A 22,311-nucleotide genomic window follows, 5' to 3' on the forward strand; every position below is an offset into this window, starting at 1 on the left:
TCTCGTGATGTTGAAAAGGCGTTACTTCGCCGCCGTCTTGACCGGTGCCGACACGTAGTCGTTGGTGTAAGTCTTGGCGAGGTCGATATGCTTACCCTTCACCGAAGGATTGAACGCCGACAGCACTTTCAGCACGGTATCCGGGCCGTCGGCGGGCATCTTGCCGTCCTTCGTGAACATCGGCAGCGACGCCCTCAGCGCGCCCACGTACAGGTCTTTGTTGTTGCCGTAGTAGTCCTTCGGCATCTTCGCGGCGATCTCTTCGGCGCTATGCGTCGCGATGAAGTTCAGCGTCTTCGCGAAAGCGTGCGAGAGTTTCGCGGCGTCGTCCTTGTGCGATTCCGCCCACGCACGCTGCACATAGAAGCTCGAAGCCGGATAGGTGCCGCCGAGCGCGGCGCGCGTGCCTTCCAGCGTGCGCATGTCGACCAGCACCTTGGCGTCGCCGGTCTTCAGCAACTGCGAGACGGTCGGCTCGGTCGTCATGCCCGCGTCGATGCGGCTCTGCTTGATGGCCGCGATAAAGCTGTTATCCGCGCCCACCGGCAGCAGCGTGTATTGCGTGGACGGCACGCCCGCACGTTGTGCGAGGTATTGCGTGAGGAAGCTGGTCGATGAACCGAGCCCAGTCACGCCGAGCGTTTTGCCCTTCGAGTCGGCCATGCTCTTGAAGCTGTCGACGGCCTTGGTGGAAACCATTTCCACTTCACCCGGCACCTGGCCGAAGATCACCAGCGCCTGGATTTCCTTGCCCTTGCTCTGCAGGTCGATGGTGTGGTCGTAGAAGCCCACCACGCCTTGCACCGCGCCCGCGAGCAGTTCGTTTTCCGCGTCAACGCCGGCCGGCTGCGAGAGGATTTCGACGTCGAGGCCTTCGTCCTTGAAGTAGCCGAGTTGCTCCGTCAGCTTGGCGGGCAGATAGATGATCTTGGTGGCGCCGCCGACCATGATCGTGAGCTTTTCCGCGTGAGCGGCGGCCGAAGCGGCGGCAAGGGTGAACGCAACACCTGACACAGCGGCAATCTGGCGCAAGGTACGCATGAAGCAGTCTCCTTAGGTTTGGTCGCCGCTGTGTGTTGCGCGCGGCGCTTTCTGGATGAATGACGGCGATTATAGAAATCGGAAACCTTCTGCCAGCTTTCGGGGGTGCGGGCAAATCATGGGTGTTAACCCGCAACTTTCCTGCAACCCTGCCCAAAACTTCGCGGCGTATCCCGCACACCACACAGCACGCGCGCAACCCCCTTGTTTTACGGCACAATCGACGGCCTGACTTTTGCCGTTCCCGCCATGAAGCTGCTGCTCATCGAAGACAACCCCACGCTGGCGCACTGGCTCGCGAAGATGCTGGAGCAGGAGGCGTTCGCGCTCGACGCCGTGCAGGACGGCGACGCCGCCGACCAGCTGCTGCGCACCAATCACTACGACGTGATCCTGCTCGACCTGAATCTGCCCAAGCTGTCGGGCAAGAACGTGCTGCGGCGTCTGCGTCAGCGTGGCGACGCGACGCCGGTGCTGATTCTGACGGCGAGCGGCTCGATCGACGAAAAGGTGGAACTGCTCGGCGCCGGCGCGGACGATTACCTGGTCAAGCCGTTCGAAGTGCGCGAGTTGATCGCGCGGATCAAGGTGGCGATCCGCCGGCAGTCACCCTCGAAGGCGAGCGAAGTGGTGTGCGGCGATCTCGCGTTCGACATCGATACGCGGCAGTTCACGCTGAAGGGCGCGCCGCTGAACGTCACGCCACGCGAGCGCTCGGTGCTCGAAACGTTGATCCTGCGTCTGGGCAAAACCGTGACGAAGCCGGCGCTGGTCGACGCGATCTTCACGCTCGCCGACGAGCCGAGTGAAGATGCCGTCGAAATCTACATCTCGCGTCTGCGCAAGAAACTCGATGGCAGTTTGGCAGCGATCGTCACACTGCGCGGGCTCGGCTATTTGCTGCGCAAGAAAGAAGATGACCAATAGTCTGCGCATGCGCCTGTTGTGGTGGCTGCTGGTGCCACTCGCGTTGTACGTGTTCGTGACAGGCAAGGCCGAATACGACAACGCGCGGCGCACGGCGGATCTGGTGCAGGACAATCAGTTGATTTCGTCGGCGCGCATGATCGCGGGCGAAGTGGAATGGGTGGACGGCTTCCTGCGTGTGGATGTGCCGCCCGCCGCGCTCGAAGTATTCGTGTCGCCCTACCGCGACCAGGTGTTCTACAGCGTGCAGGTCGACGACGGACGCCTGCTCGCCGGAACACCCGATTTCCCGACGCGTCCGGCGCAGGCACCCGATACGCCGGATCACTACGACACCCATCTGCAAGGCCACACTGTGCGCGCGGTTGGCCTCGTGCGTCTCATGTACGACAATGGCGCGACGCGTCGCGTGCGCGTGACGGTCGGCAAAACCGTGCGTTCGCGCGACGCCATGGCTCAGCAGTTGTGGCAACCGCAGCTCGTGAGGCAGATCGAAATGATCGTGTTGGCGGTCGCGCTGGTGTGCATCGGCCTCACCTTCGAGTTGCGGCCGCTGATGAAAGTCAAAGAGGAGGTGGCGGATCGCGACCCGATGCAACTGGAGCCGATTCGCGTCGAGCGTCTGCATACCGAGTTGCGGCCGATCGTGGAAGCGATCAATCAATGTATTGCGCGGCTCGGCGTGCAGGTGGCCGCGCAACGCCGTTTTATCGCCGACGCCGCGCATCAGTTGCGCACGCCGCTTACTTTGCTCGGCACGCAATTGCAGTTCGCCCGTCAGCAGGAGGGCTTGAATCCCGCGCTCGACGAAGCACTGGCCGCAATGCACCGTAGTAATCGTTCGATGGTGGGTCTCACGAACAAGCTGCTTCTGCTCGCGCAAGCCGAGGCCGCCGACAACACGCAACTCACCGTGGAAACGGTGGACCTGGTGCCGCTCGCCATGGAAGTCGTGGAGGACCTCGCGTTGCTCGCAGAGGCGCGAGACATCGATTTAGGCGCCGAACTGAACGGTGCCGCGCCGGTGGCGGGGCACCGCGGGCTACTGCAGGCGTTGATTGCCAATCTGGCGGAGAACGCGATCCGCTATACGGGCAGTGGCGGTCACGTCACCGTGGGCGTGAGCGCCGACGCCGATACCGTCACCGTGAGCGTGCTGGACGATGGTCCCGGCATTCCGGCCGAGTCGCGTAGCCGGGTATTCGAGCCGTTTTTCCGGGCTTCAGCGGATACGGAGGGCACTGGTTTGGGCCTCGCCATCGTGCGTGAAATCGCGGACGCCCACCACGGCGAGATCACGCTCAAGCCGGGCGAGGGTGGCAAAGGCGTGCACATCAGCGTGTCATTTCCGCGAGCCGCGGCAGAGCGGTTTAAGGCCGGTTGAAGCCGCTATTTCACCGCGACTCGGGACAAACCCGCAATCAGGACCGGACAGGCATCGGCGAAAGCTTTGAGAAGGATTCGCGCGCCTAGAATTTTTTCAGGCGATCCCTCAGGCGCTCACCGCGGATGCGGAAAAATAAACGGAGACACCCACCATGCCTCATGCTGTGACGCGCGTTGCGCGCGCCGTCCATGCCGCCGTCGCGGCGTCGCTCACGATCTTCCTGCTCGCCCAGCCGGCGGCGCCCGCGTACGCGGATTCGCCCGAAAAAGTCGTCATCATGGTGGGCGGCATCACCAAGCTCATCTATCTGCCCGCACGCCTGACCGAACAGCTTGGCTACTTCAAGGCAGAGGGGCTCGACGTCGAACTGCAATCGCAGCCGGCGGGCGTCGATGCGGAAAACGAATTGCTCGCGGGCGGCGTGCAGGCTGTGGTCGGCTTCTACGATCACGCGATCGATCTGCAAGCCAAGGGTAAGGAAGTCAAGGCGATCGTCGTGTTCGGACAGGTGCCTGGCGAAGTGGAGATGGTCGCGACCAAGGCAGCCGGTTCGATCAAAAGCATGGCCGACGTGAAGGGCAAAACGCTCGGCGTGACGGGCCTCGGTTCTTCGACCAACTTTCTCACGCAGTATCTCGCCAGCCTCAAAGGCGTGCCGAGTTCACAATACACGGTGCTGCCAGTGGGCGCCGACAACAGCTTTATCGCCGCGATCCGGCAAGGGCGTATCGACGCGGGCATGACCACCGAGCCAACCGTCTCGCAACTGCTCAAATCCGGCGACGCCAAGGTGCTGGTGGACATGCGCAATGTCGAAGGCACGCGCGCCGCGCTCGGCGGAACGTATCCGGCCTCAAGCCTGTATGTGCAGAGCGCGTGGCTCGACAAGCACCCGCAGGAGGCGGCCAAACTCGCGCGCGCGTTCGTGAAGACGTTGCGATACCTGAATACACATAGCGCCGAAGAGATCGCCGCTCAAATGCCGAAAGACTACAGCGGCAATGACAAGGCGCTCTATGTGAGCGCGTTGAAGGCCACGCTGCCGATGTACACCGTCGACGGCAAGATGCCCGCCGACGGTCCGGAAACGGTGCTCAAGGTGCTGGCGGGTTTCAACCCGTCGGTGAAGGATCGTCATATCGATCTGTCGAGGACCTTCACCAATCAGTTCGTCAATGAGGTGAAGCCGTAAGATGGAAACCGGCCGCGTCTCTCTCGACGAGGCGCGCCGGCATCCTTTAGAGAGGGGCGACGCATCGTGTTTTCAGGCAGCTTGCGCGGACGCTTGCTGTGGTGGCTTCTGCTACCACTGGCGGCGTTCGTTTCCATTTCCGGTGTGATTTCGTACCGCAACGCGCAGACCACGGCGGACCTCGTGCAGGACAATGCGTTGCTCTCGTCGATGCGTATCATCGGTGAGGATATCGATTGGGACAATGGCAATGTCTCGATCCAGATTCCGCCGGCTGCGCTGGAACTGTTCGAGTCGCCGGAACAGGATAGCGTGTTCTATCGTGTCGAGGCGAGCGGCCACCGCCTGGTGGCGGGCAGCCTCGAGTTGCCGTTGCCGCCGCACACCGGTGACAGCCCCACGCTCTACGCCACCCGTCTTGCAGATGGCCGCGCCGTGCGCGCAGTCGCTTACGTCCGGCAGCTTTACGACACGGGGCGCACGGAAGAAGTCATCGTCGCGGTTGCGAAAACCGAGAGTTCGCGAGATGCGATGGTGTGGCGCCTGTTGCGTCCGCAGCTATTCGGCGAGGTGCTCACGCTCGTGCTCGCGATGGTGTTCGTGTACCTCGGATTGACTTTCGAACTGCGTCCCTTGATGAAAGTGAAGGACGATGTCGCCGATCGCAATCCATCGCAGCTACAGCCAATTCGTGTTGCGCGCCTGCATGTCGAACTAAGACCGATCGTCGATGCAATCAACCAGTGCATCGCGCGCATGGGTCAGCAGGCCGCGACTCAGCGGCAATTCATTTCCGATGCCGCGCACCAGATGCGCACGCCGCTCACGCTGCTGGTGGCGCAAATCCAGTTTGCGCGGCAACGAGAGAACCGCGACGCGCCACTCGCCGAAGCGCTGGCGGGCATGCATAAGAGCAGCCGCAAGCTGACCACCTTGACCGACAAACTTCTGCTGCTCGCGCAGGCCGAGTCCGCTGCGCCCGCCAGTGCGTGCGAACGCGTCGATCTGAGTGCGTTGATCGCGGGTGTGCTGGAGGAGTTGATTGCATTTGCGCAGTCTCGCGAAATCGATCTGGGCGCCGAACTGGAAGACGGAATGATCGTGACCGGCGACGAGGCATTGACCGCGGCGCTCGTCACCAATCTCGTCGACAACGCGCTGCGTTATACCCAGCCGGGCGGCCGCGTCACCGTGCATACCGCGCGCCGCAACGACATGGCCATCGTGCGTGTGATCGACAATGGACCGGGTATCAAGGCCGAGGCGCGGGCGCGCGTGTTCGAACGCTTCTATCGCGCGTCGAGTCACGCAGACGGCACCGGCCTCGGCCTGCCGATCGTGCGCGAGATTGCCCATCGCCAGGGCGGTACCGTCACGCTCGAATCCGGCGAGGATGGTATCGGTCTCGTCGCCACGGTGGGAATGCGACTATGGACCGCCGCAACATGATGCGCGACTGCATAAGGGGAGAATGATGAAACTGCTGCTCGTTGAAGACGACGCGGACCTCGCGCGCTGGGTGATGAACCTGATGCAGGTCGAGCACTTTGTGATCGACTGGGCACAAAACGGCGAACGGGCCGAGACGCTGCTCGGCTTGCAATGCTACGACGCCGTGTTGCTCGATTTGCGCTTGCCCGGCATCGGCGGCAAGGATGTGCTCGCGCGGCTGCGCCGCAAACGCGACAACGTGCCGGTGCTCATGCTTACCGCGAATGGCTCGACCGACGACAAGGTCGCCTGCTTCTCCGCCGGCGCCGACGACTATGTCGTGAAGCCCTTCGACGCACGCGAACTGGTGGCGCGCATCAAGGCGCTGATCCGCCGCCAGGCGGCCGGCGACAAGGGCCAGTCGATCGAGTGCGGCGACTTGCGCTATCTGTTCGACTCGCGTGAATTCATGCTGCAAAGCGAGCCTTTGCCGTTGCGCCGTCGCGAACATGCCATCCTCGAGACGTTGATGCTGAAACAGGGCAAGACGGTTTCTAAGGCGACGCTGATGGACAAGGTCTTCACACTCGACGACGAACCCAGCGCCGATGCAATCGATATCTATATTCACCGCCTGCGCAAACATCTCGCAGCGTCGAGCGCGAAGATCATGACCCTGCGCGGGCTCGGCTACATCCTGCGTGAAGAAGAACCGCGCGAAGCGTTTGCTGTTGCGTTGTAGTGGTTCAAAGGCGAATCGAATCGCCTGACTGTACGTTGTCAATGCCGTTGCGTTTAGTGTTTTCACCGACGTTTGCCGCGTGCCCGCGAAAGAGGCGTGAAGGGTTGGTCTGACTATCCTTGGTTCTTCTACTCAAGTGGAAATCAGATCAATTCAACGCAGCAGGTTCGGAGGAGACATCGATGAAAAAGACCAGGTTGTTGCTGGTGGCAAGCACCGGCGCATTGGCAATGGGGAGCGCTCATGCGCAATCGAACGTACAGCTTTATGGCTTGATGGATCTGAGCGCGGTGTCCTATCAGACTAATGCGAACGCAGACGGCAAGCATGTAGTTTCAATGGGCATCAACGGCGAGCCGTGGTTCAGCGGTAGCCGGTTCGGTATGAAAGGCGCGGAAGATCTGGGCGGCGGCATCAGAGCGATCTTCAAGCTCGAAGCGGAGTATCGCGTGAGCGACGGCGCGATGGAAGACCCCGGTCAGATCTTTGACCGCGATGCATGGGTGGGCGTGGAGAGCGACACGTTCGGCAAGTTCACGGCCGGGTTCCAGAACACGGTCGCACGCGACGCCGCAGCGATCTACGGCGACCCGTACACCAGCGCTTCGCTGAACACGGAAGAAGGCGGTTGGACCAATACCAACAACTTCAAGCAACTGATTTTCTACGCGGGCAGTGCGACCGGCACGCGTTACGAAAACGGCCTTGTCTGGAAGAAGCTCTTCTACAACGGCATTTTCGCGGCCGCGGGCTACGCGTTCGGCAACAAGACGAGCTTTGGCAACAACGCGACCTACACCGGCGCGCTCGGCTATAACGGCGGTCCGTTCAACGTGTCTGCGTTCTACAACCACGTGAACAACAACGGCTTCACCAACAAGGCGTACTCGATTGGCGGCAATTACACGTACAGCATCTTTCGCGTGAACGCCGGCTATTTTCACTACACGGGCGATCAGGGCGCGCTGGGTGAACGCCATGACAACGCATGGACGGTGTCGTTCAAACTGGCGCCGAAGGGACCGCTCGACTACGAAATCGGCTATCAGCAGATGCACGCCTCGAATGCCGCATTCGACGACAACGGCAGCATCGCCAATGCCAACCTCAGCTTCAATCCAGATACCGGATCCGGCAGCGGTTATAAGGAGACTTTGTACGGCTCGGTGTTTTATCACTTTTCCAAGCGCACGGAAGTGTACGTGGCCGGCGACTACATGAAGCTGCACAGGGGCTATGTCATTGCATCGACGTTCGGTGCGAAGAACCAGTTGGAGCTGACGACGGGCATTCGCACGCGTTTCTAAGTGTTGTTTCAGAGAGCCGCCGCCGATGTCTTGCGGCGGTTTCGTTTGCGCAGGCAACTCACGTAAGGTTTCCTTAAGGTTCTCCATTGCATAGTCGGCGCACTGGCTGAGCAGGAGCGCCCCCGTTCGAAGCGTCGAAGCGGGTGCTCATAAAAATGGAGAACCAGCGTGATGGAAACGTCGAATTATCGCGTTGTTCTGGCGAACAACAAAGTGCCCGAGGCGACATTCGTCTTCTGGGCGATCAAGATTCTCGCGACTACGGTCGGTGAGACAGGCGCGGACTATCTGGCCGTCCACGTGGGTCTCGGCACCGCGCTGACCGACACGATCATGGCCGTGCTGCTGATGGCCGTGCTGGTCGTGCAACTCCGCATGAACAAATACGTGCCGTGGATCTACTGGCTGACGGTGGTTCTGGTCAGCGTGGTCGGCACGCAGATCACCGATGCACTGACGGACAAGCTCGGCGTCAGTCTCTACGCCAGCACGGCCGTATTCGGCCTGGGTCTCGCTCTGGTTTTCGCGCTCTGGTATCGCAGCGAACGGACACTCTCGATTCACACCATCTATACGACGCGCAGAGAGCTTTTCTACTGGGCCGCGGTGTTGGTCACGTTCGCATTGGGCACGGCGGCTGGCGATCTCGCAACCGAAGCGCTGGGACTCGGCTTCGTCATCGGCGTGATGGCGTTCGGCGCGCTGATCGTTCTGGTGAGTTCGATCTATTACGCCGGCGGCAATCCGGTACTGACTTTCTGGCTGGCCTACATTCTGACGCGGCCACTGGGCGCCTCGCTCGGCGACATGCTTTCGCAGTCGCGCGCGTACGGCGGTTTTGGTCTCGGCACCGTCAACACGAGCGCGCTATTCCTGGGTGCAATCGTCACGTTGGTGATTGTCGCCAGCGTGGTCGAACAGCAGGCGGTGCGCCCGAGCGCGGTACATGAACCTTGAGCGTGCGCAGTTGAGGAAGCTGACCACGTAGTCCCTTTCAATCCAGTACCCGATCCAACGGAAGACCACCATCATGAATCAACGCGTTCTTAGCAAAGCCGTCATCGCTTCGTTCATCGCGCTCTCCGCGATCAGTATCGGACATATCGATGCCGGCCGAGTGAGTCTATTGTCAGCCAAAGCCGCGGAGCCGGCCAAAGCATCGAAACTCGGCGATCTCGCGCCGTTCCGCAAGATCGCAGCGGACACCGCGACACTGGTCGGCAAAGGTGACCTGGCGGGCGGCAAGGCGCGCATCAAGGACCTCGAACTCGCGTGGGACGACGCCGAGCCGTCGCTGAAGCCGCGCGCCGCAGCGGACTGGCATACGGTCGATAAAGCAATCGATCGCGCGCTGAGCGCCTTGGGCGCCAGTACGCCGAAAGCAGTGGAATGCAAACAGTCGCTCGCCGATCTGCTGGCGGTGATGGATCGCATGAGCGGTAGAGTCTGATGCGAGGACGGTGCGTGGTTGTGGAGGTGATCCGTTAGTCAGCGCATCACTTGCCCGTCGTTACGGGATTCGAATCAATTAATACGTATCAATCAACCGTTCGAAATCTCCGGATCGTGCAGAGGAAGGCGCTCGTTCACCTGTTCCAGCACGCCCGTCTTCTTCCACGCCATGTACCTAAGATAGCACGTCTGTTGCGGCGGGAAAGTCGCAGGAAGCCTGTGCCATTTTTCTTTTCGTTGCTGCAACCAGAGTATCGCGTTGAGGATGTCGCGATCGCTGCGGCGAGGCCGTCCACGCGTTGAAGAAAGCAGGGGAAAAAGACTTGGGACGCGAGCCAATCGGCGTCTGAAAGCGGGATTTCTAGCATTGAACTGTCTGAGTACGTTACGTGACTCGTAACGGCTCGCAGCGATCGAGAACGGAAAAGCGGGAGAGGTGCTGCACGCTGTGTCTAGGTCCAAGGAGATGCTCGCGCCGCCGAACTTGAAGCGCGCGTCGGGTATCGCTTCCGCTTGTGGCGCCCGGAGATCACCCGGTCCATGTCGCGCTCACATAAATGCTGTTGAATGCGGGCTGGAATCTTTGCTGATGCCGATTAATTGGTGTAAATGCGGATGTCGTCGATTTGCAACTCAATCAACACGACAGATCCAGATGCCGCTGGATGTTTTAAAGAATGCGCAATGCTAATTCCGCCGCGCCTCGGATTCACTCCACATGAGGAAACTGCTTCCCATATCGCACCCATCCCTGCGCGTCATCTCCACACTGCCGCGGTATCCAGGGAGCACGAATTTGAGTACCGGGTGGCGTTCTCCTAGCGCCCTTTTCCGCCTCAAACCTATCCAGATCCCCAAGCAAATGCTGGATCTGCGACGCTTGCGTTTCGGTCAACCGAAATTCGTTTTGTATACGCTGAAGCCGCCTCCGCCAATAAGCCGGCTGCAAAACCGGCTCGCCGCGAAACGCGCTCAGCGACGGCACCATCACACGCGCCACGTGCGCGATGTCTTCATCCATTGTCATGCCATAACCCCGATGACCTCACCATTCATTTAGTAGTGGCCCTGTTCTGATGTTGCGGGTGGACTGAATCTATCAGGCAGTGTGTGTCCGATTGCGGCGGCCATCATCCTACAAAGCCGCAATCCTTCGGTCAAGGGTTCCGATGCTCGATGACGCAATGACGGCCCGACCCAAGTCGGGTCGTCACGCGGTTTGTTCAATCCGACGTGCGCTTGCTGCGTTGCATGATCTGCTGTTTTGTCATTGGTTTCCCACCGATCGTGTAGTCGCGATCGACGCCAATGGTGATCCGGCCGTAGCGATAGCCAATGCTGAGAAAGACGCGCTGGCCGGGTCGGAAGCCAGCGAATTCGAGCATCGTGTGGTGATTTGCATCCATGGAAAGGCGACCCGCTTACGCTTGTCTTGCAATGTGTCCGAAGGCGCTGCTTGCTCGAGAACAACAGAAATTCGCGTGCACTCCTCGGCACGGGTTCGGCGTGGTTTAAGATTGGCGTTAGCCATGAGCAGCTCCTTGGTTGAGTTGGTTGTGGTCAGCGGGCCTTGAGCGTTGGTAGCACTCCTGGTCCGCGCTTCTTCTGCTGCGTATATCCCCTTTTCGGTCACCAGGTGTTGGCGGTCAATTTCACCTTAAACCTGCGTCCTCTTCACTCAATCCGATAGACTCACGATTAAGACTTTTAAGAAATACCTATAAGATTCCTAAAGATCACGGCTCGTGGTCTTCATGGAAAAAACACACCATTGGGATGAAGATTGATGGTTAAACTATACAGTCAATCCCTAACTCAATAAATTGAAGTGTCGATATTTTTTGATCGAAGAGGTCTTGGGGCGCCGGCTTTTCTCTCAGACCTCGTTGCTCAATCAAACACCCGCGACAACTTGGCAAAGACCCCGTTCCGCGCAATCCACGCCGCGTACTCCCGGTACTTCGGATCATTCATCAAATGCTTTTCTTCTGTCGTGGCACGTAAGAAATAAAGCATGTTCACCGCCGGTAGCGCCGCGCAATGCGTCACCGCCGCTCGCCATCCCAGCGGCTCGATAAACGGCACCCCCACCATCCAGTAGGAAAGATTCTTGGCGATATTGGCGGGATGCTTGGTGAACCGATAAGGTCCCGAAGTGATGATCCCTCGATTGGTCAAATTCGAAAACCGCAAGCCGAACGAGATCGTGCTGAGCGCATAGCAAAGCAGCAACGCAACGATAACTGCGCCCCAAAGCACGCGCACAACAGGCATCGAAATAAGCCAGTTGTCCCAGAACAACGAGCCTTCGTAGTGGATGTACTGGTTCGAGATCAGCGACCAGAACGGGTCATATAGCTCGCAAACGGCGATGGTCGCGATGATCGCCAGTCAGGCAACGGTACTGCGCGCGGCGCCATCTAGCGAACTGCTGTCGCGCAGCAACCAGAGCGTGAGCAATCCAACGGCGATCCCGAGCAGGCCGATCGAATAGGGCGTCGCCGAGCGCGGCTGCGGGTCGTGCACGCGCGCGATGGTATCGAAAGTGGAGTTCATGTCATCACCGTCGTCATGACATTGAAGGCGGCCGGCCTGTTGATTTTTGGGTGCCCGGCCGCCGTGCTTGCGTAGCGCTTATTTGCCGGCCGCAGCGACGCCGCCCAGCGATCCGAGGTTGCCGATCAGTCCGGTCGACGGCGGGATGGAGACGCCGCCCGAGTCACCTGTGCCGCCAAGTCCGCCGATTCCGCCGATCCGCCGATTCCGCCGATCGGCCCGAGCAAGCCCGTGATCGGCGCGAGCGGATTGGTGGTCGCGCCCGTGAACAGCCCGCCCGTGCTCGTAGACGTTTTGCTCAATTGGCTCACGACGCCGCCGACGTCCTTGCCGAGTTGATTCGCTGATTCGCTAATTCGTCTCAACGGCAAACTCATGTTCCGCTCGCGTGCTACGTAACGCGCGCGCCCGACGTAACGGTGCGAGACGGCTGCCAATCATCGAGCAGCGCCTTCGCATCGGAACGGCAAGCGCGCGCCGCAAACCAGCATCAGAACGCGGCCGTATAAATCGCCAGCGCATCCACCTCGCTCACCGGCCGCGGATTATTCACCAGCAACCGCGTCTGCAACATCGCATCGCTCGCCATCCGCTCCAACCCGCCTTGCTCGATGCCGACATCGCGCAGACGCGCCGGAATCGCCGTCGCGGCAATCATCTGTTCGAGCCGCTCAATCAGCGCTTGCGTCTTGCTCTCGTCACTGCCGGTCACGCCCGGCACGACTACCTCAGCGAGTTCCGCGTACAACGGCGCCGCCGCTTCCGCATTGAAGCGCAACACATGCGGCAACACGAGCGCGTTCGAAAGACCATGCGGCACGTGATAAATGCCGCCGATCGGATACGCGAGCGCGTGAACCGCGGCAACCGGCGAATTCGCAAACGCCTGGCCCGCGAAGGTGGCGCCGAGCAGCATCGCCTCACGCGCCTCACGGTTGCCGCCGTTCTCACAAGCCGGCAGCAGGTTGCGCGACAACAGGTCGAGCGCCTTCACCGCGAGCAGGTCGGAGACCGGATTCTTCAGATGCGCGGACGTGTACGCCTCGATCGCATGCACCATCGCATCGACGCCGGTCGCCGCAGTCGCCGCAACAGGCAGGCCAAGCGTGAGCTCGGCGTCGAGAATCGCCAGATCCGCGATCAGTTGCGGCGCGACCACGCCCATCTTCTTCGCTTCGCCCACCGTGACGATCGACACGGCCGTGACTTCGGAGCCGGTGCCCGCGGTGGTCGGCATCTGCACGAGCGGCAGACGCGCTACCATGATCTTGTTGACGCCGTACATCTCGCTGAGCGCCTGCTGTTGCTGCGGCGCGAGCACGGCGATCAGCTTCGCCACATCCATCGACGAGCCGCCGCCGAGCCCCAGCACGATTTCCGCGCCAGCAGTCCGTGCACGCGACGTCGCGTCGAGCACGATGTGTTCGGGCGGATCGGCGATCACGTCGTCGATCACGGTGGTGTCCCAGCCATGCGCCGCGAGATCGGCGAGCGCCGGATTCAACAACCCACTCCTGTGCAGAAAACCATCGGTGACGACGCACACACGCGTCAGCGCCGGAAATTGCGCGCGCAACAAAGCGCCGAGACGGCGCGCCGCACCGAACTCGACGACGAGCGTCGGCACCGTTTGAAACCGGAACGCGTTCATCATGGCGCGTCTCCGGACACCATATGGCTTTCGACTTCGCGCCGGTCGAGCAGCGGAATGATGGTGCCGAAGCCGATTCGTTGGAAATGCTCGGTCTCGCGATGATCGGCGAGCCCGTCGGCGTCGCGGTACTTCTCGAGAATCACGAAGTGGTCCGGCTCCAGCGGCGAGCGAAAGAATTCGTAGTAAAGGTTTTTCGGCTCTTTCCGGGTTGCCGCGGCGAGTTCCGTGAGGGGCTTCACGATCGCTTCGCCGTTACCGGGCTTGGCGAAATAATGCGCGATCACCTGCAGGTAAGCATGGGTCATCAGTCACTCCAACGGGGTGAGTACTTCAACGTTTCAGCGTTTTAACGCTCAGGATTCAGATTCCACAACTCGCTGTCGCTGGTCGAGACCGCGACGGCGCCGTTCTTCATGGGCGCAGGCGACAGTTGTACCAGATTCGGATCGCTTTGCTCCAATGCCTTGACGCTGCGCGGCCACGTAGAGCGTCCGTCACGAAGACTTCGATGCATAGCGAGGATGCCGAGCGTTGGAGCGAAAGAGAGCCGAACGCGATTGCTTGGGACCAGGGCACGGATTTCCGCTATTGCACGGCCATCTCAAGCGACGCGCTTCGCCACCGATGGTACGGATGCCTAACATAATTTCACGGCTGCTAGCCTGGGCGGTAAGCGGCCGGCCGCCGTTATGCATTTGGAATCATCAGACAAAACTATCGGAAACTGTAAGGTTATTCCAGATCTTGATTGAGAATGATTCGCGTTTACGTTAGATTGGCGCTTCATCCTTTGAGAAAGCGGAGCGAATCTATGGCTGAGGTGCTCGTCCGGCGAGAGCCTTCAACAGCGATGCCGATATCGGTTCTCAACACCGGAGGCGCCTGTCCACCCGTTTCGCGGCGCGCGCGCAACCACGCGCGTGAGGTGGATTCGGAGAACGGGACGCTGCTGGACGTGCTGATCGACAACCGGCCGATGCTCGTCAATCTGGCGCGCGGTTTCGTGGGTTGCGCGAGTCTCGCGGAAGACGTGGTGCACGACGTCTTCATCAAGCTGGTCGACTTCCCCGATCAGGACGCGGTGCGTCAGCCGGTCGCCTACGTAACGCGCATGGTGCGCAACGCGTCGATCGACGCCTTCCGCCGCCAGAGCCTCGAAAACACCTATCACGCCGACGAAGACGACGGCCTGCACGTGCCATCGCCGGAACCTTCGCCGGAAGCGGCGCTGCTCGTGCGCGACACGCTGCGGCACGTCTACAACGCGCTGGAGCAACTGCCGCCGCGTAGCCGCGCCGCATTCGAAATGGTGCGCCTGCGCGAGGAAACGCTGCAAAGCACCGCACGAGCCCTCGATGTCTCGCAGACGCTGGTGCATTTCATGGTGCGCGACGCCGAAAAGCATTGCGCCGATTGCCTCGACGCCTGCAATCGCGGCGAGGCCGGCCCCGCATTCTGCAGCGGCCGCGCGCGCCGGCGGTAAAAAAGCGCGCGCATCAAACGTCAACTGAATAGAAGCGGTGCGCGAGCGAATGCCGGCGCCGCCGTGCCGGGACATGCCAGCGGGCTGTCCGGGCGCTTCCTGACCTTTCATCGACTGAGCCTTTCATCATGACGCAAGCACAGCAGACCTCCAGCGCGGCAGCCGGCGAGGCGGACGACCTCGTCTACAACGTCGTCATCAACGACGAAGAGCAGTACTCGATCTGGCCGACGTTCCGCGACGTGCCGGCCGGCTGGCGCGAAGTGGGCGTGCGCGGCCAGAAGGCCGAATGCCTCGCGCACATCGAGACCGTGTGGACAGACATGCGTCCAGCCAGCTTGCGCCGCCACATGGACGCGACGGCCTGACGCGTCGACCTGACGCGCGCGCAGTGCAACCCGGTGGGCTTGGCCACGTGGCTGGCCGCGCCGCTTCAGCAAAAGGATTCAGAGTATGACCATGCTTTCGATGCCGCTGCCCACGCTCGCCGATTTATCGATCGAGCCGGGCTTGCCGACTGTCGTCTCGCCGCGCGCGGGCGCGGAGATTTCCTTGGAGGAAGCGGCGCCGCTTCTACGTACGATTGTCGACGGCACGCTCGAACGCTCGGGTGGCGTGCTGTTCACGGGTGTCCGCGTGGCCTCGATCGACGCGTTTCAACGTTTCGCGGGCTCGTTCGGGCATCCGCTGATCGGTTATGAGTTCGCGTCGACGCCGCGCAGCCAGGTGGAAGGCGCGGTGTATACCTCGACCGAATATCCGCCGCATCGCTCGATTCCTTTGCATAACGAGCAGTCGTACACGCGCGAATGGCCGCTGCGTATCTGGTTTCACTGTGCGCTCGCCGCGCGCACCGGCGGCGCGACGCCGATCGCCGATAGCCGTGCAATCTATCGCGCGCTCGATCCGGCGCTGGTCGAGCACTTTGCGAAGCGTGAACTGCTCTACGTGCGCAACTTCGGGCAAGGGCTCGATCTGCCGTGGGAGCAGGCGTTCGGTTCGGAGGATCCGCGCACGGTCGAGCAGATTTGCCGCACGCGCGGCATCGAATGCGAATGGCGCTACAGCGAAGACGGCGAACTGCTACTGCGCACGCGCGAGCGCTGCCAGGCGGTGGCGCGCCATCCGCACACCGGCGAGCGTGTCTGGTTCAATCAGGCGAATCTGTTCCATCTTTCGTCGCTCGACGAAGACATGCAGGAGGCGCTGATCGACTCGGTCGGCCTCGAAAACGTACCGCGCAACGTCTATTACGGCGACGGCGAACCGCTCGAAGCCGACGCGCTCGCGGAAATCCGCGGCGTGCTCGATCAGCAGCGAATCGTGTTCCCGTGGCTGACCGGCGACGTGCTGATGCTCGACAACATGCTGACGGCGCACGCACGCGATCCGTTCGAAGGCCCGCGCAAAGTCGTCGTCGCCATGGCGCGAAGCTACAGCGAGACCGAAGGCGAGAAACGGACGGCCGCGCAATGACGAAATCGCAGGGCGCGGCGCTTGCGGCGCATTCGCTGACGGTCGGCTACCGCGATCACGTCGTGCTCCACGGTCTGAATCTGAGTATTGCGGCCGGCCGCATTACAGCGTTGTGCGGACCGAACGGCTGCGGCAAAAGCACGCTGTTGCGCACGCTTGCCGGCTTGCAACCGGCACTGTCCGGCAGCGTCGATGTCAACGGTGTGCCGCTCGCCTCGCACGGGCGCCGCGTGTTGGCGCGCACGCTCACCATGCTCGCGCAGTTCAACCAGATCCCATCCGGCCTCACCGTGCGTGAGCTGGTCGCGTATGGTCGCTACGCGCACGGCGGCTGGCTGCGCGGACTCTCGCGCGCGGACCACGCAGCAATCGACGAGGCGCTCGTCACCAGCGGTCTCGCCGACGACGCCGCACGCGACGTCGCCGCGCTCTCGGGCGGCGAACGGCAACGCGCGTGGATCGCGATGGCGCTCGCACAACAGGCGCCGATCGTGCTGCTCGACGAACCGACGACCTATCTCGACATTCATCATCAACTAGATATTCTGCGCGAGTTGCGGCGTCTGAATCGCGAGCGCGGCCTCACGATCGTATGGGTGCTGCACGACCTGAATCAGGCGGCGGCCTACAGTGACGAAATCGTGTTGATGCGCGCCGGCCGCATCGTCGCGCAAGGTTCGCCCGATGCAATGCTCGACCCGCGTCATCTGAACGAGACCTTCAGCGTGCCGATGCTCAAGATCGCGCATCCGCAAACGGGCGCGCCCATGTGTGTGCCGGCGTATGAAGGCGACCTCTTGGACAACCACGCCGACGCCCCTTCATTCGGCGAGAAAGCCATGAGCAAGGACGTCGCCGCATGACGACGCTTGCCGCACGCAAACGCCTGCGCCGTAGCACGCCGGTGATGGACAGCTATCGTGCGCCCGTCAAAAGCCGCGTCACGACGATCGGCGCCGCGCTCGTCGCGTTGATCGTCGTCGTGGCTGTGATGCGGCTTGCGCTCGGGTTCCGCACATGGCTCGCCGCGCCTGCGGGTAGCGACGCCGCGCAGCTCGCCGGCATTCTGCTGTTCGACCTGAGCGTGCCGCGCATTCTGGCGGCACTGGTGGCGGGCGGCTGCCTCGCGGTGGCCGGCACCTTGTTTCAATCGCTGACGCGTAACCCTTTGGCTTCGCCGGATCTGCTCGGCATCACCGGCGGCGCGCAACTCGGCTTGCTTGCCGCGATGCTGGTGCCGTCGCTCGCGGGCGTGGCGTCCGTGCCGCTGCTGTTCGTGTGCGGTCTGGGCGCCGCCGCGTGCGTGGCCGCGGCGGCAGGCGGCTGGCGTGCCACGCCGTTGCGGCTCGTGCTCGCCGGCAGCGTCTGCATGCTGCTGTTCTCCGCGCTGACCACGCTGATTCTCGCGTTCTTCGAGCAGAGCATCGTCGGCGTGTCGTTGTGGGCAAGCGGCAGTCTTTATCAGCCTGGCGCGGCGGGGCTCAAGATCGCTGCTTCCTGGCTCGTGCTGCCGCTGGTCGCCTTGCCCTTCGTGATTCGTCCGCTCGATCCACTCGCCTTGGGCGACGACGCCGCAGCGGCGGCGGGCGTTCGCGTGGATGCCACTCGGCTCGCGGCGATGGTGGTGGCGGTGGGCCTCGCTAGCGTTGCAGTGAGTGTCGCTGGACCGCTTTCGTATGTCGGTCTGATCGCACCCAATCTGCTGCGTCAGATGCGTGGCGCGAAAGCGTCGCGGCTGGCCGCGCTCGTGCCCTTATCCGCGCTGGTCGGCGGCGCGCTGGTGCTCGTCACCGACAGCGCCGTGCAGGCGCTCGATCTCGACGCGACCCTCTCGACCGGCGTGGCGATTGCCTTCGTCGGCACGCCGTTGATGCTCGCGATGATCCGCAGCGGCGCCGCGTGGTCGGGCGCGTCGCATGCCGGTCAGGAGCGCACCGTCGCGCGAGCAGGCACGCGTTTCGTGCGCGCGATCGATGCGTGGCCGTGGCCGCTGACGGCTAGCGCGTTTGCGCTGCTCGGCGTCGTGATCGTGTGTGCGGGCGCATCGTTCGGTCCCACGACGATCGGTGTGCAGCGCTGGCTTGCGGCGTTCGATCACCGCGACGAACTCGCGAGAATGCTGCTCGACCTGCGTCTGCCGCGCCTCATCTGCGCGTTGCTGGCGGGCGCGTTGCTCGCCGCGAGCGGGGTGCTGATGCAAAGCATCGTGCGCAATCCGCTTGCCGGACCGGAAGTACTGGGGGTGACGCAAGGCGCGGGCCTCGCGACGCTCGCCGCGCTCGTGATGTGGCCGCTTGCCACCCATTCGACGCTGTCCGCCGCTTCGCTCGCGGGTGGCGGCGTCACGCTGGCCCTGACGCTGCTGCTGAATCGCCGGCATCGCTATGCGCCGCTCGCGGTCGCGCTGACGGGCATCGTCATCGGCACGCTGTGGACGACGCTGTCGCAATGGCTCATCACGCAGCAAAGCGTGCAGCCCGCGCGCTTCGTCGTGTGGCTGGTGGGCGGCACGTACGGACGCAGTTGGGGCGAAGTGACGACGTTGCTGCCGTGGTGCGTGCTGGCCGTGCCGGTGTTCGCGCTGCTCGCGCGGCCGCTCGATCTGCTCGCATTGGGCGACGACCAGGCCGCCTCGCTGGGCTTGCCGATCGGCGTGTTGCGTCCGCTGGTGCTGACCGTGGCGACGCTCGCTGCGTGCGCCGCGGTGGCCGCGGTGGGGCCGGTGGGCTTTATCGGATTGATGGCGCCGCATCTGGCGTCGATGCTCGGCGCGCGGGCTCATCGCACGCGCTTGTGGCTGGCGGCGGCGTGCGGCGCACTGGTGCTGGTCGTGGCCGATATCGCGGCGCGCACGCTGCTGGCGCCGCGCGAAATTCCCGCCGGCGTACTGACTGCGCTGATCGGCGCGCCTTATCTGCTTGCGCTGCTGATCGTGGAGGCTCGGCGCGAGAAGCGGGGCAAACGGTGATGCGGCAACTCGGCGACGATGAGCGCGCGCAGTGCTTCGCACAGTTCGCGCCGGAGTCGATCGCGCATTATCTCGAGCACGTGTGGCTCGGCACGCCGGACGCGATCGAGGAACCCGCACTCGCCGGTGACGCAACCGAGTCGCTGAGCGTGGTTCCCGTCAGCGCGTTAGCCGACCACCGCGCCGAATTGCTCGATGCGATGGTCACGCTCTACGGCGGCCAGCGCGAAACGCATGCGCGCGCGTTGTTGTCGCAATGGACCAAGTACTACTTCGGTTTCGCGGCGACGGCCGGATTCGTTGCGGCAGCATTGCTGCGCCGGCCGCTTGCGATGTCGCCGGATAAAACCCATGTCGTGCTGCGCGACGGTTTTCCCATCGCCGCGTATTTCGCGGCAGACGCATTGCAGCCGGTCGAGTGCGATCTGGCACGCCGTTACGCGGCACTCGTCGATCATCTGAATACGGTGATCGAGACGCTGTGCGCAATGACTAGAATCGCGCCGCGCGTCTTGTGGAGCAACGCCGGCAATCTGCTGGACTATCTGTTTGAACAATGCGCGCCGCAATTCGATCTGACGGACGACATCGCGTGGCTTTTCGGTCCGATCGCTGCCGATGGCGAGACCAATCCGCTGCGTCTGCCCGTGCGCCTGGCAAAACCTCGCGCCGCGAGTTTGCCGAATCCGTTCAGCGCACGGCGCGTGTGCTGCGTACGTTATGAAATTCCTGGAGAGACGCAACTGTGTGGACGCTGCCCCCTGCTATTGACGATGAGCGATGCGGAAATCGCATTGCAGGCCGCTTCGCATTGATACTGATGACGTCGACGACGCCCTCGGCGCCACGGTCGCGCCGCGAGAAGAAAACCCCGCGTTTCAGGCGACATTGCATGAATGCTGTGGTGGCGGCCACGCTGTTTTCCAACGCGTATGCGTTTGCGCAAGATAGTAGTAGCGCCGCCGCAGTAGCGGGCACAAGTGGTCCGACTTACCCAAACACCGCACAAGCGCAGCAGCAAACCTGCAAGCCGCTCGCCGACAACCCGATCGTCTCGCAAGCCAGTCCATCGTTACCCGCACAGCCGAAGCGCATCGTGGTCCTCGAATTCATGTTCGCCGAAGACCTGGCGGCGGTCGGCATCACGCCGGTCGGCATGGCCGATCCCCAGTATTACCCGGTGTGGATCGGTTACGACAATGCGCGTCTTGCGTCGGTGCACGATATCGGCACGCGGCAGGAGCCGAGTCTTGAGGCGATTGCGGCGGCCAAACCGGATCTGATCCTCGGCGTCGGATTGCGCCATGCGCCGATTTTTGCAGCGTTAGAACGCATTGCACCGACCGTGCTGTTCAAATACGGTCCGAACTTCACCGAAGACGGCTCACGCGTCACGCAACTCGATTGGGGCCGCAAGATTCTGCGCACCATCGGCTGTCTGACGGGACGCGAGGAGGCGGCGCGCGCCGTCGAAGCCAGGGTCGATGCAGGTTTCGCCCGCGACGCGCAGCGTCTCGCCGAAGCGGGCCGTCGCGGCGACCAGGTAGCGTGGTTGCAGGAGCTGGGCTTGCCGGACCGCTACTGGGCGTTCACCGGCAACAGCACGGCAGCGGGTGTCGCGCATGCGCTCGGGCTCAACTTGTGGCCCGCTGAAGCGACTCGCGAAGGCACCGCGTACGTGAGTTCGGAAGACCTGTTGAAGAAGCCGAAGCTGACCGTGCTGTTCGTCAGCGCGACTGAAACGGATGTCCCGCTCGCCACCAAGCTCGATTCGCCGATCTGGCGTTTCGTGCCGGCTCGCAGCGCGGGGCGCGTCGGGCTTGTCGAGCGGAATATCTGGGGTTTTGGTGGACCGATGTCGGCGCTGCGGCTTGCCGATACGATGACGGATACGTTGTTGTCCTTGCCGGCGCCGGGTGGCGGCGAGAATCAGGAACACTGATGCTGTCGCCGGTGGCTTCGTCTGGCGTCGGTCCGCTTGCCGTGATCCCGAGACGCGAACGGAACATGCCTCGCGATACGGTTGCCCAAATGGCTCGCTAAGAGCGCAGTGCCTGCGATCGTTCCTGCCTTCCAGACGATTAGGCGTGCACTGCGGTGGCGAACGCCCGTCAACGGCGCTCTTTACCTTGATTGGATTCGATCTGCTGTCGCAGCCGCTCTTCGCCCTCCTGAAGCTCAGGCGTGAACGCCTCTCCAAAGTCAGCAGCCTCGTAGAAGGGGCGGATTTCGATTTCCGAGTCGCTCGGCATCGGGTTCGGGCAGCGGCGCACCCATTCGATTGCTTCTTCCATGGATTGCACTTGCCAGATCCAGAAGCCGGCAACCAGCTCCTTGACTTCGGCGAACGGACCGTCGACGACGCTTCGGTCCTTGCCGGAAAACTTCACCCGCACACCCTTTGAGCTCGGTTTCAGTCCGTCGCAGTCGACCAGGATGCCGGCCTTGACCAGTTCCTCGTTGAATCGGCCCATCGCCGCGAACTCTTCCTTGCTGGGCAGCTGACCCGTTTCGGATTCGGGGGTTGCCTTGACCATCACCATCACACGCATTTCGTTTCTCCTGTCAGAAAGGTCGGCCACCTGTTTCGTCGGAAGACATTCGGTGACTTCAACACTACGACGATCGAATGCGCACGGATTCGACAGGCCAATGGCTCGACGGTCCAAAAAAATTCATGGAGCGAATCGCGGAG

General features: G+C 62.3%; 23 protein-coding genes and 2 pseudogenes. 15 read left to right on the plus strand and 10 right to left on the minus strand.

Annotation, left to right across the window (positions count from 1 at the left end):
- Positions 1 to 21: 21 nt before the first annotated feature.
- The gene (locus tag HF916_RS13240; RefSeq protein WP_168789404.1) at positions 22 to 1,041 is read right to left on the minus strand and encodes an ABC transporter substrate-binding protein; all 1,020 of its coding nucleotides are present in this window, start codon (positions 1,039 to 1,041) and stop codon (positions 22 to 24) included.
- A gap of 249 nt (positions 1,042 to 1,290) precedes the next feature.
- Here HF916_RS13240 and HF916_RS13245 point away from each other — a divergent pair, with 249 nt between their 5' ends.
- From HF916_RS13245 to HF916_RS13280, 8 genes are all read left to right on the plus strand, one after another.
- Entirely contained in the window at positions 1,291 to 1,968 is a 678-nt protein-coding gene (locus HF916_RS13245) for a response regulator (RefSeq protein WP_168789405.1), read from the plus strand.
- Entirely contained in the window at positions 1,958 to 3,352 is a 1,395-nt protein-coding gene (locus HF916_RS13250; RefSeq protein WP_168789406.1) for a sensor histidine kinase, read from the plus strand. Before HF916_RS13245 ends, HF916_RS13250 begins: the two co-directional genes overlap by 11 nt.
- A 154-nt stretch (positions 3,353 to 3,506) precedes the next feature.
- Positions 3,507 to 4,547, plus strand: a complete 1,041-nt coding sequence (locus HF916_RS13255; RefSeq protein WP_168789407.1) for an ABC transporter substrate-binding protein — start codon at positions 3,507 to 3,509, stop codon at positions 4,545 to 4,547.
- A 66-nt stretch (positions 4,548 to 4,613) separates the two neighbouring features.
- Positions 4,614 to 5,996 (plus strand): sensor histidine kinase, encoded by a 1,383-nt coding sequence (locus HF916_RS13260; protein WP_168789408.1) that lies wholly within the window; start codon positions 4,614 to 4,616, stop codon positions 5,994 to 5,996.
- 25 nt (positions 5,997 to 6,021) lie between these two features.
- Positions 6,022 to 6,720, plus strand: coding sequence for a response regulator transcription factor (locus HF916_RS13265; protein ID WP_168789409.1), 699 nt, complete (start codon positions 6,022 to 6,024; stop codon positions 6,718 to 6,720).
- Between the two features lie 182 nt (positions 6,721 to 6,902).
- Complete coding sequence (locus HF916_RS13270) at positions 6,903 to 8,027, plus strand: porin (RefSeq protein WP_168789410.1); 1,125 nt, start codon at positions 6,903 to 6,905, stop codon at positions 8,025 to 8,027.
- A gap of 171 nt (positions 8,028 to 8,198) precedes the next feature.
- Positions 8,199 to 8,984 carry a COG4705 family protein gene (locus HF916_RS13275; RefSeq protein WP_168789411.1) on the plus strand — a complete coding sequence of 262 codons (786 nt, stop codon included), beginning with the start codon at positions 8,199 to 8,201 and terminating at the stop codon, positions 8,982 to 8,984.
- Positions 8,985 to 9,057: 73 nt separating this feature from the next.
- The gene (locus HF916_RS13280; RefSeq protein WP_168789412.1) at positions 9,058 to 9,477 is read left to right on the plus strand and encodes a histidine kinase; all 420 of its coding nucleotides are present in this window, start codon (positions 9,058 to 9,060) and stop codon (positions 9,475 to 9,477) included.
- Between the two features lie 92 nt (positions 9,478 to 9,569).
- On the opposite strand, the gene HF916_RS52040 is transcribed toward HF916_RS13280, so the two are convergent.
- From HF916_RS52040 to HF916_RS13315, 8 genes and pseudogenes are all read right to left on the minus strand, one after another.
- Entirely contained in the window at positions 9,570 to 9,941 is a 372-nt protein-coding gene (locus HF916_RS52040; protein WP_431311420.1) for a transposase, read from the minus strand.
- A 761-nt stretch (positions 9,942 to 10,702) separates the two neighbouring features.
- A complete protein-coding gene (locus HF916_RS13290) occupies positions 10,703 to 10,885 on the minus strand; it encodes a hypothetical protein (RefSeq protein ID WP_168789414.1) in 183 nt (60 codons plus the stop codon).
- A 484-nt stretch (positions 10,886 to 11,369) separates the two neighbouring features.
- Positions 11,370 to 11,834 (minus strand): annotated as a pseudogene (locus HF916_RS13295) (isoprenylcysteine carboxylmethyltransferase family protein); the annotation flags it as partial.
- A gap of 36 nt (positions 11,835 to 11,870) precedes the next feature.
- On the minus strand, positions 11,871 to 12,035 hold the full coding sequence (locus HF916_RS51715) for a hypothetical protein (protein WP_346777726.1): 165 nt from the start codon (positions 12,033 to 12,035) through the stop codon (positions 11,871 to 11,873).
- Positions 12,036 to 12,160: 125 nt separating this feature from the next.
- Positions 12,161 to 12,400: a hypothetical protein gene (locus HF916_RS13300; RefSeq protein ID WP_240975531.1), complete on the minus strand. Its 240-nt coding sequence runs from the start codon at positions 12,398 to 12,400 to the stop codon at positions 12,161 to 12,163.
- Between the two features lie 125 nt (positions 12,401 to 12,525).
- A complete protein-coding gene (locus tag HF916_RS13305; protein WP_168791983.1) occupies positions 12,526 to 13,686 on the minus strand; it encodes an iron-containing alcohol dehydrogenase in 1,161 nt (386 codons plus the stop codon).
- A complete protein-coding gene (locus HF916_RS13310) occupies positions 13,686 to 13,994 on the minus strand; it encodes a putative quinol monooxygenase (RefSeq protein ID WP_168789415.1) in 309 nt (102 codons plus the stop codon). Before HF916_RS13310 ends, HF916_RS13305 begins: the two co-directional genes overlap by 1 nt.
- Before the next feature lie 41 nt (positions 13,995 to 14,035).
- Positions 14,036 to 14,182, minus strand: a pseudogene (locus HF916_RS13315) (glycerol-3-phosphate responsive antiterminator); the annotation flags it as partial.
- A 318-nt stretch (positions 14,183 to 14,500) separates the two neighbouring features.
- Here HF916_RS13315 and HF916_RS13320 point away from each other — a divergent pair.
- The 7 genes from HF916_RS13320 to HF916_RS13350 all read left to right on the plus strand — a co-directional run bounded on the left by HF916_RS13320 (position 14,501) and on the right by HF916_RS13350 (position 21,558).
- The gene (locus HF916_RS13320; RefSeq protein ID WP_168789416.1) at positions 14,501 to 15,172 is read left to right on the plus strand and encodes an RNA polymerase factor sigma-70; all 672 of its coding nucleotides are present in this window, start codon (positions 14,501 to 14,503) and stop codon (positions 15,170 to 15,172) included.
- Positions 15,173 to 15,300: 128 nt separating this feature from the next.
- On the plus strand, positions 15,301 to 15,540 hold the full coding sequence (locus HF916_RS13325; protein WP_168789417.1) for an MbtH family protein: 240 nt from the start codon (positions 15,301 to 15,303) through the stop codon (positions 15,538 to 15,540).
- Positions 15,541 to 15,625: 85 nt separating this feature from the next.
- Positions 15,626 to 16,648 carry a TauD/TfdA family dioxygenase gene (locus HF916_RS13330; protein ID WP_168789418.1) on the plus strand — a complete coding sequence of 341 codons (1,023 nt, stop codon included), beginning with the start codon at positions 15,626 to 15,628 and terminating at the stop codon, positions 16,646 to 16,648.
- Positions 16,645 to 17,511, plus strand: a complete 867-nt coding sequence (locus HF916_RS13335; RefSeq protein WP_168789419.1) for an ABC transporter ATP-binding protein — start codon at positions 16,645 to 16,647, stop codon at positions 17,509 to 17,511. Before HF916_RS13330 ends, HF916_RS13335 begins: the two co-directional genes overlap by 4 nt.
- Entirely contained in the window at positions 17,508 to 19,616 is a 2,109-nt protein-coding gene (fhuB, locus tag HF916_RS13340; RefSeq protein ID WP_168789420.1) for a Fe(3+)-hydroxamate ABC transporter permease FhuB, read from the plus strand. The genes HF916_RS13335 and fhuB overlap by 4 nt, the downstream gene beginning before the upstream one ends.
- Positions 19,616 to 20,431: a siderophore-iron reductase FhuF gene (gene fhuF / locus HF916_RS13345; RefSeq protein WP_168789421.1), complete on the plus strand. Its 816-nt coding sequence runs from the start codon at positions 19,616 to 19,618 to the stop codon at positions 20,429 to 20,431. Before fhuB ends, fhuF begins: the two co-directional genes overlap by 1 nt.
- A gap of 77 nt (positions 20,432 to 20,508) precedes the next feature.
- Positions 20,509 to 21,558, plus strand: coding sequence for an ABC transporter substrate-binding protein (locus tag HF916_RS13350; protein ID WP_168789422.1), 1,050 nt, complete (start codon positions 20,509 to 20,511; stop codon positions 21,556 to 21,558).
- Positions 21,559 to 21,727: 169 nt separating this feature from the next.
- On the opposite strand, the gene HF916_RS13355 is transcribed toward HF916_RS13350, so the two are convergent.
- On the minus strand, positions 21,728 to 22,168 hold the full coding sequence (locus HF916_RS13355; protein WP_168789423.1) for a YciI family protein: 441 nt from the start codon (positions 22,166 to 22,168) through the stop codon (positions 21,728 to 21,730).
- Positions 22,169 to 22,311: the final 143 nt, after the last annotated feature.

Origin of the sequence: Paraburkholderia aromaticivorans, assembly GCF_012689525.1 — a bacterium.
In the GTDB taxonomy this organism is placed as follows: domain Bacteria; phylum Pseudomonadota; class Gammaproteobacteria; order Burkholderiales; family Burkholderiaceae; genus Paraburkholderia; species Paraburkholderia aromaticivorans_A.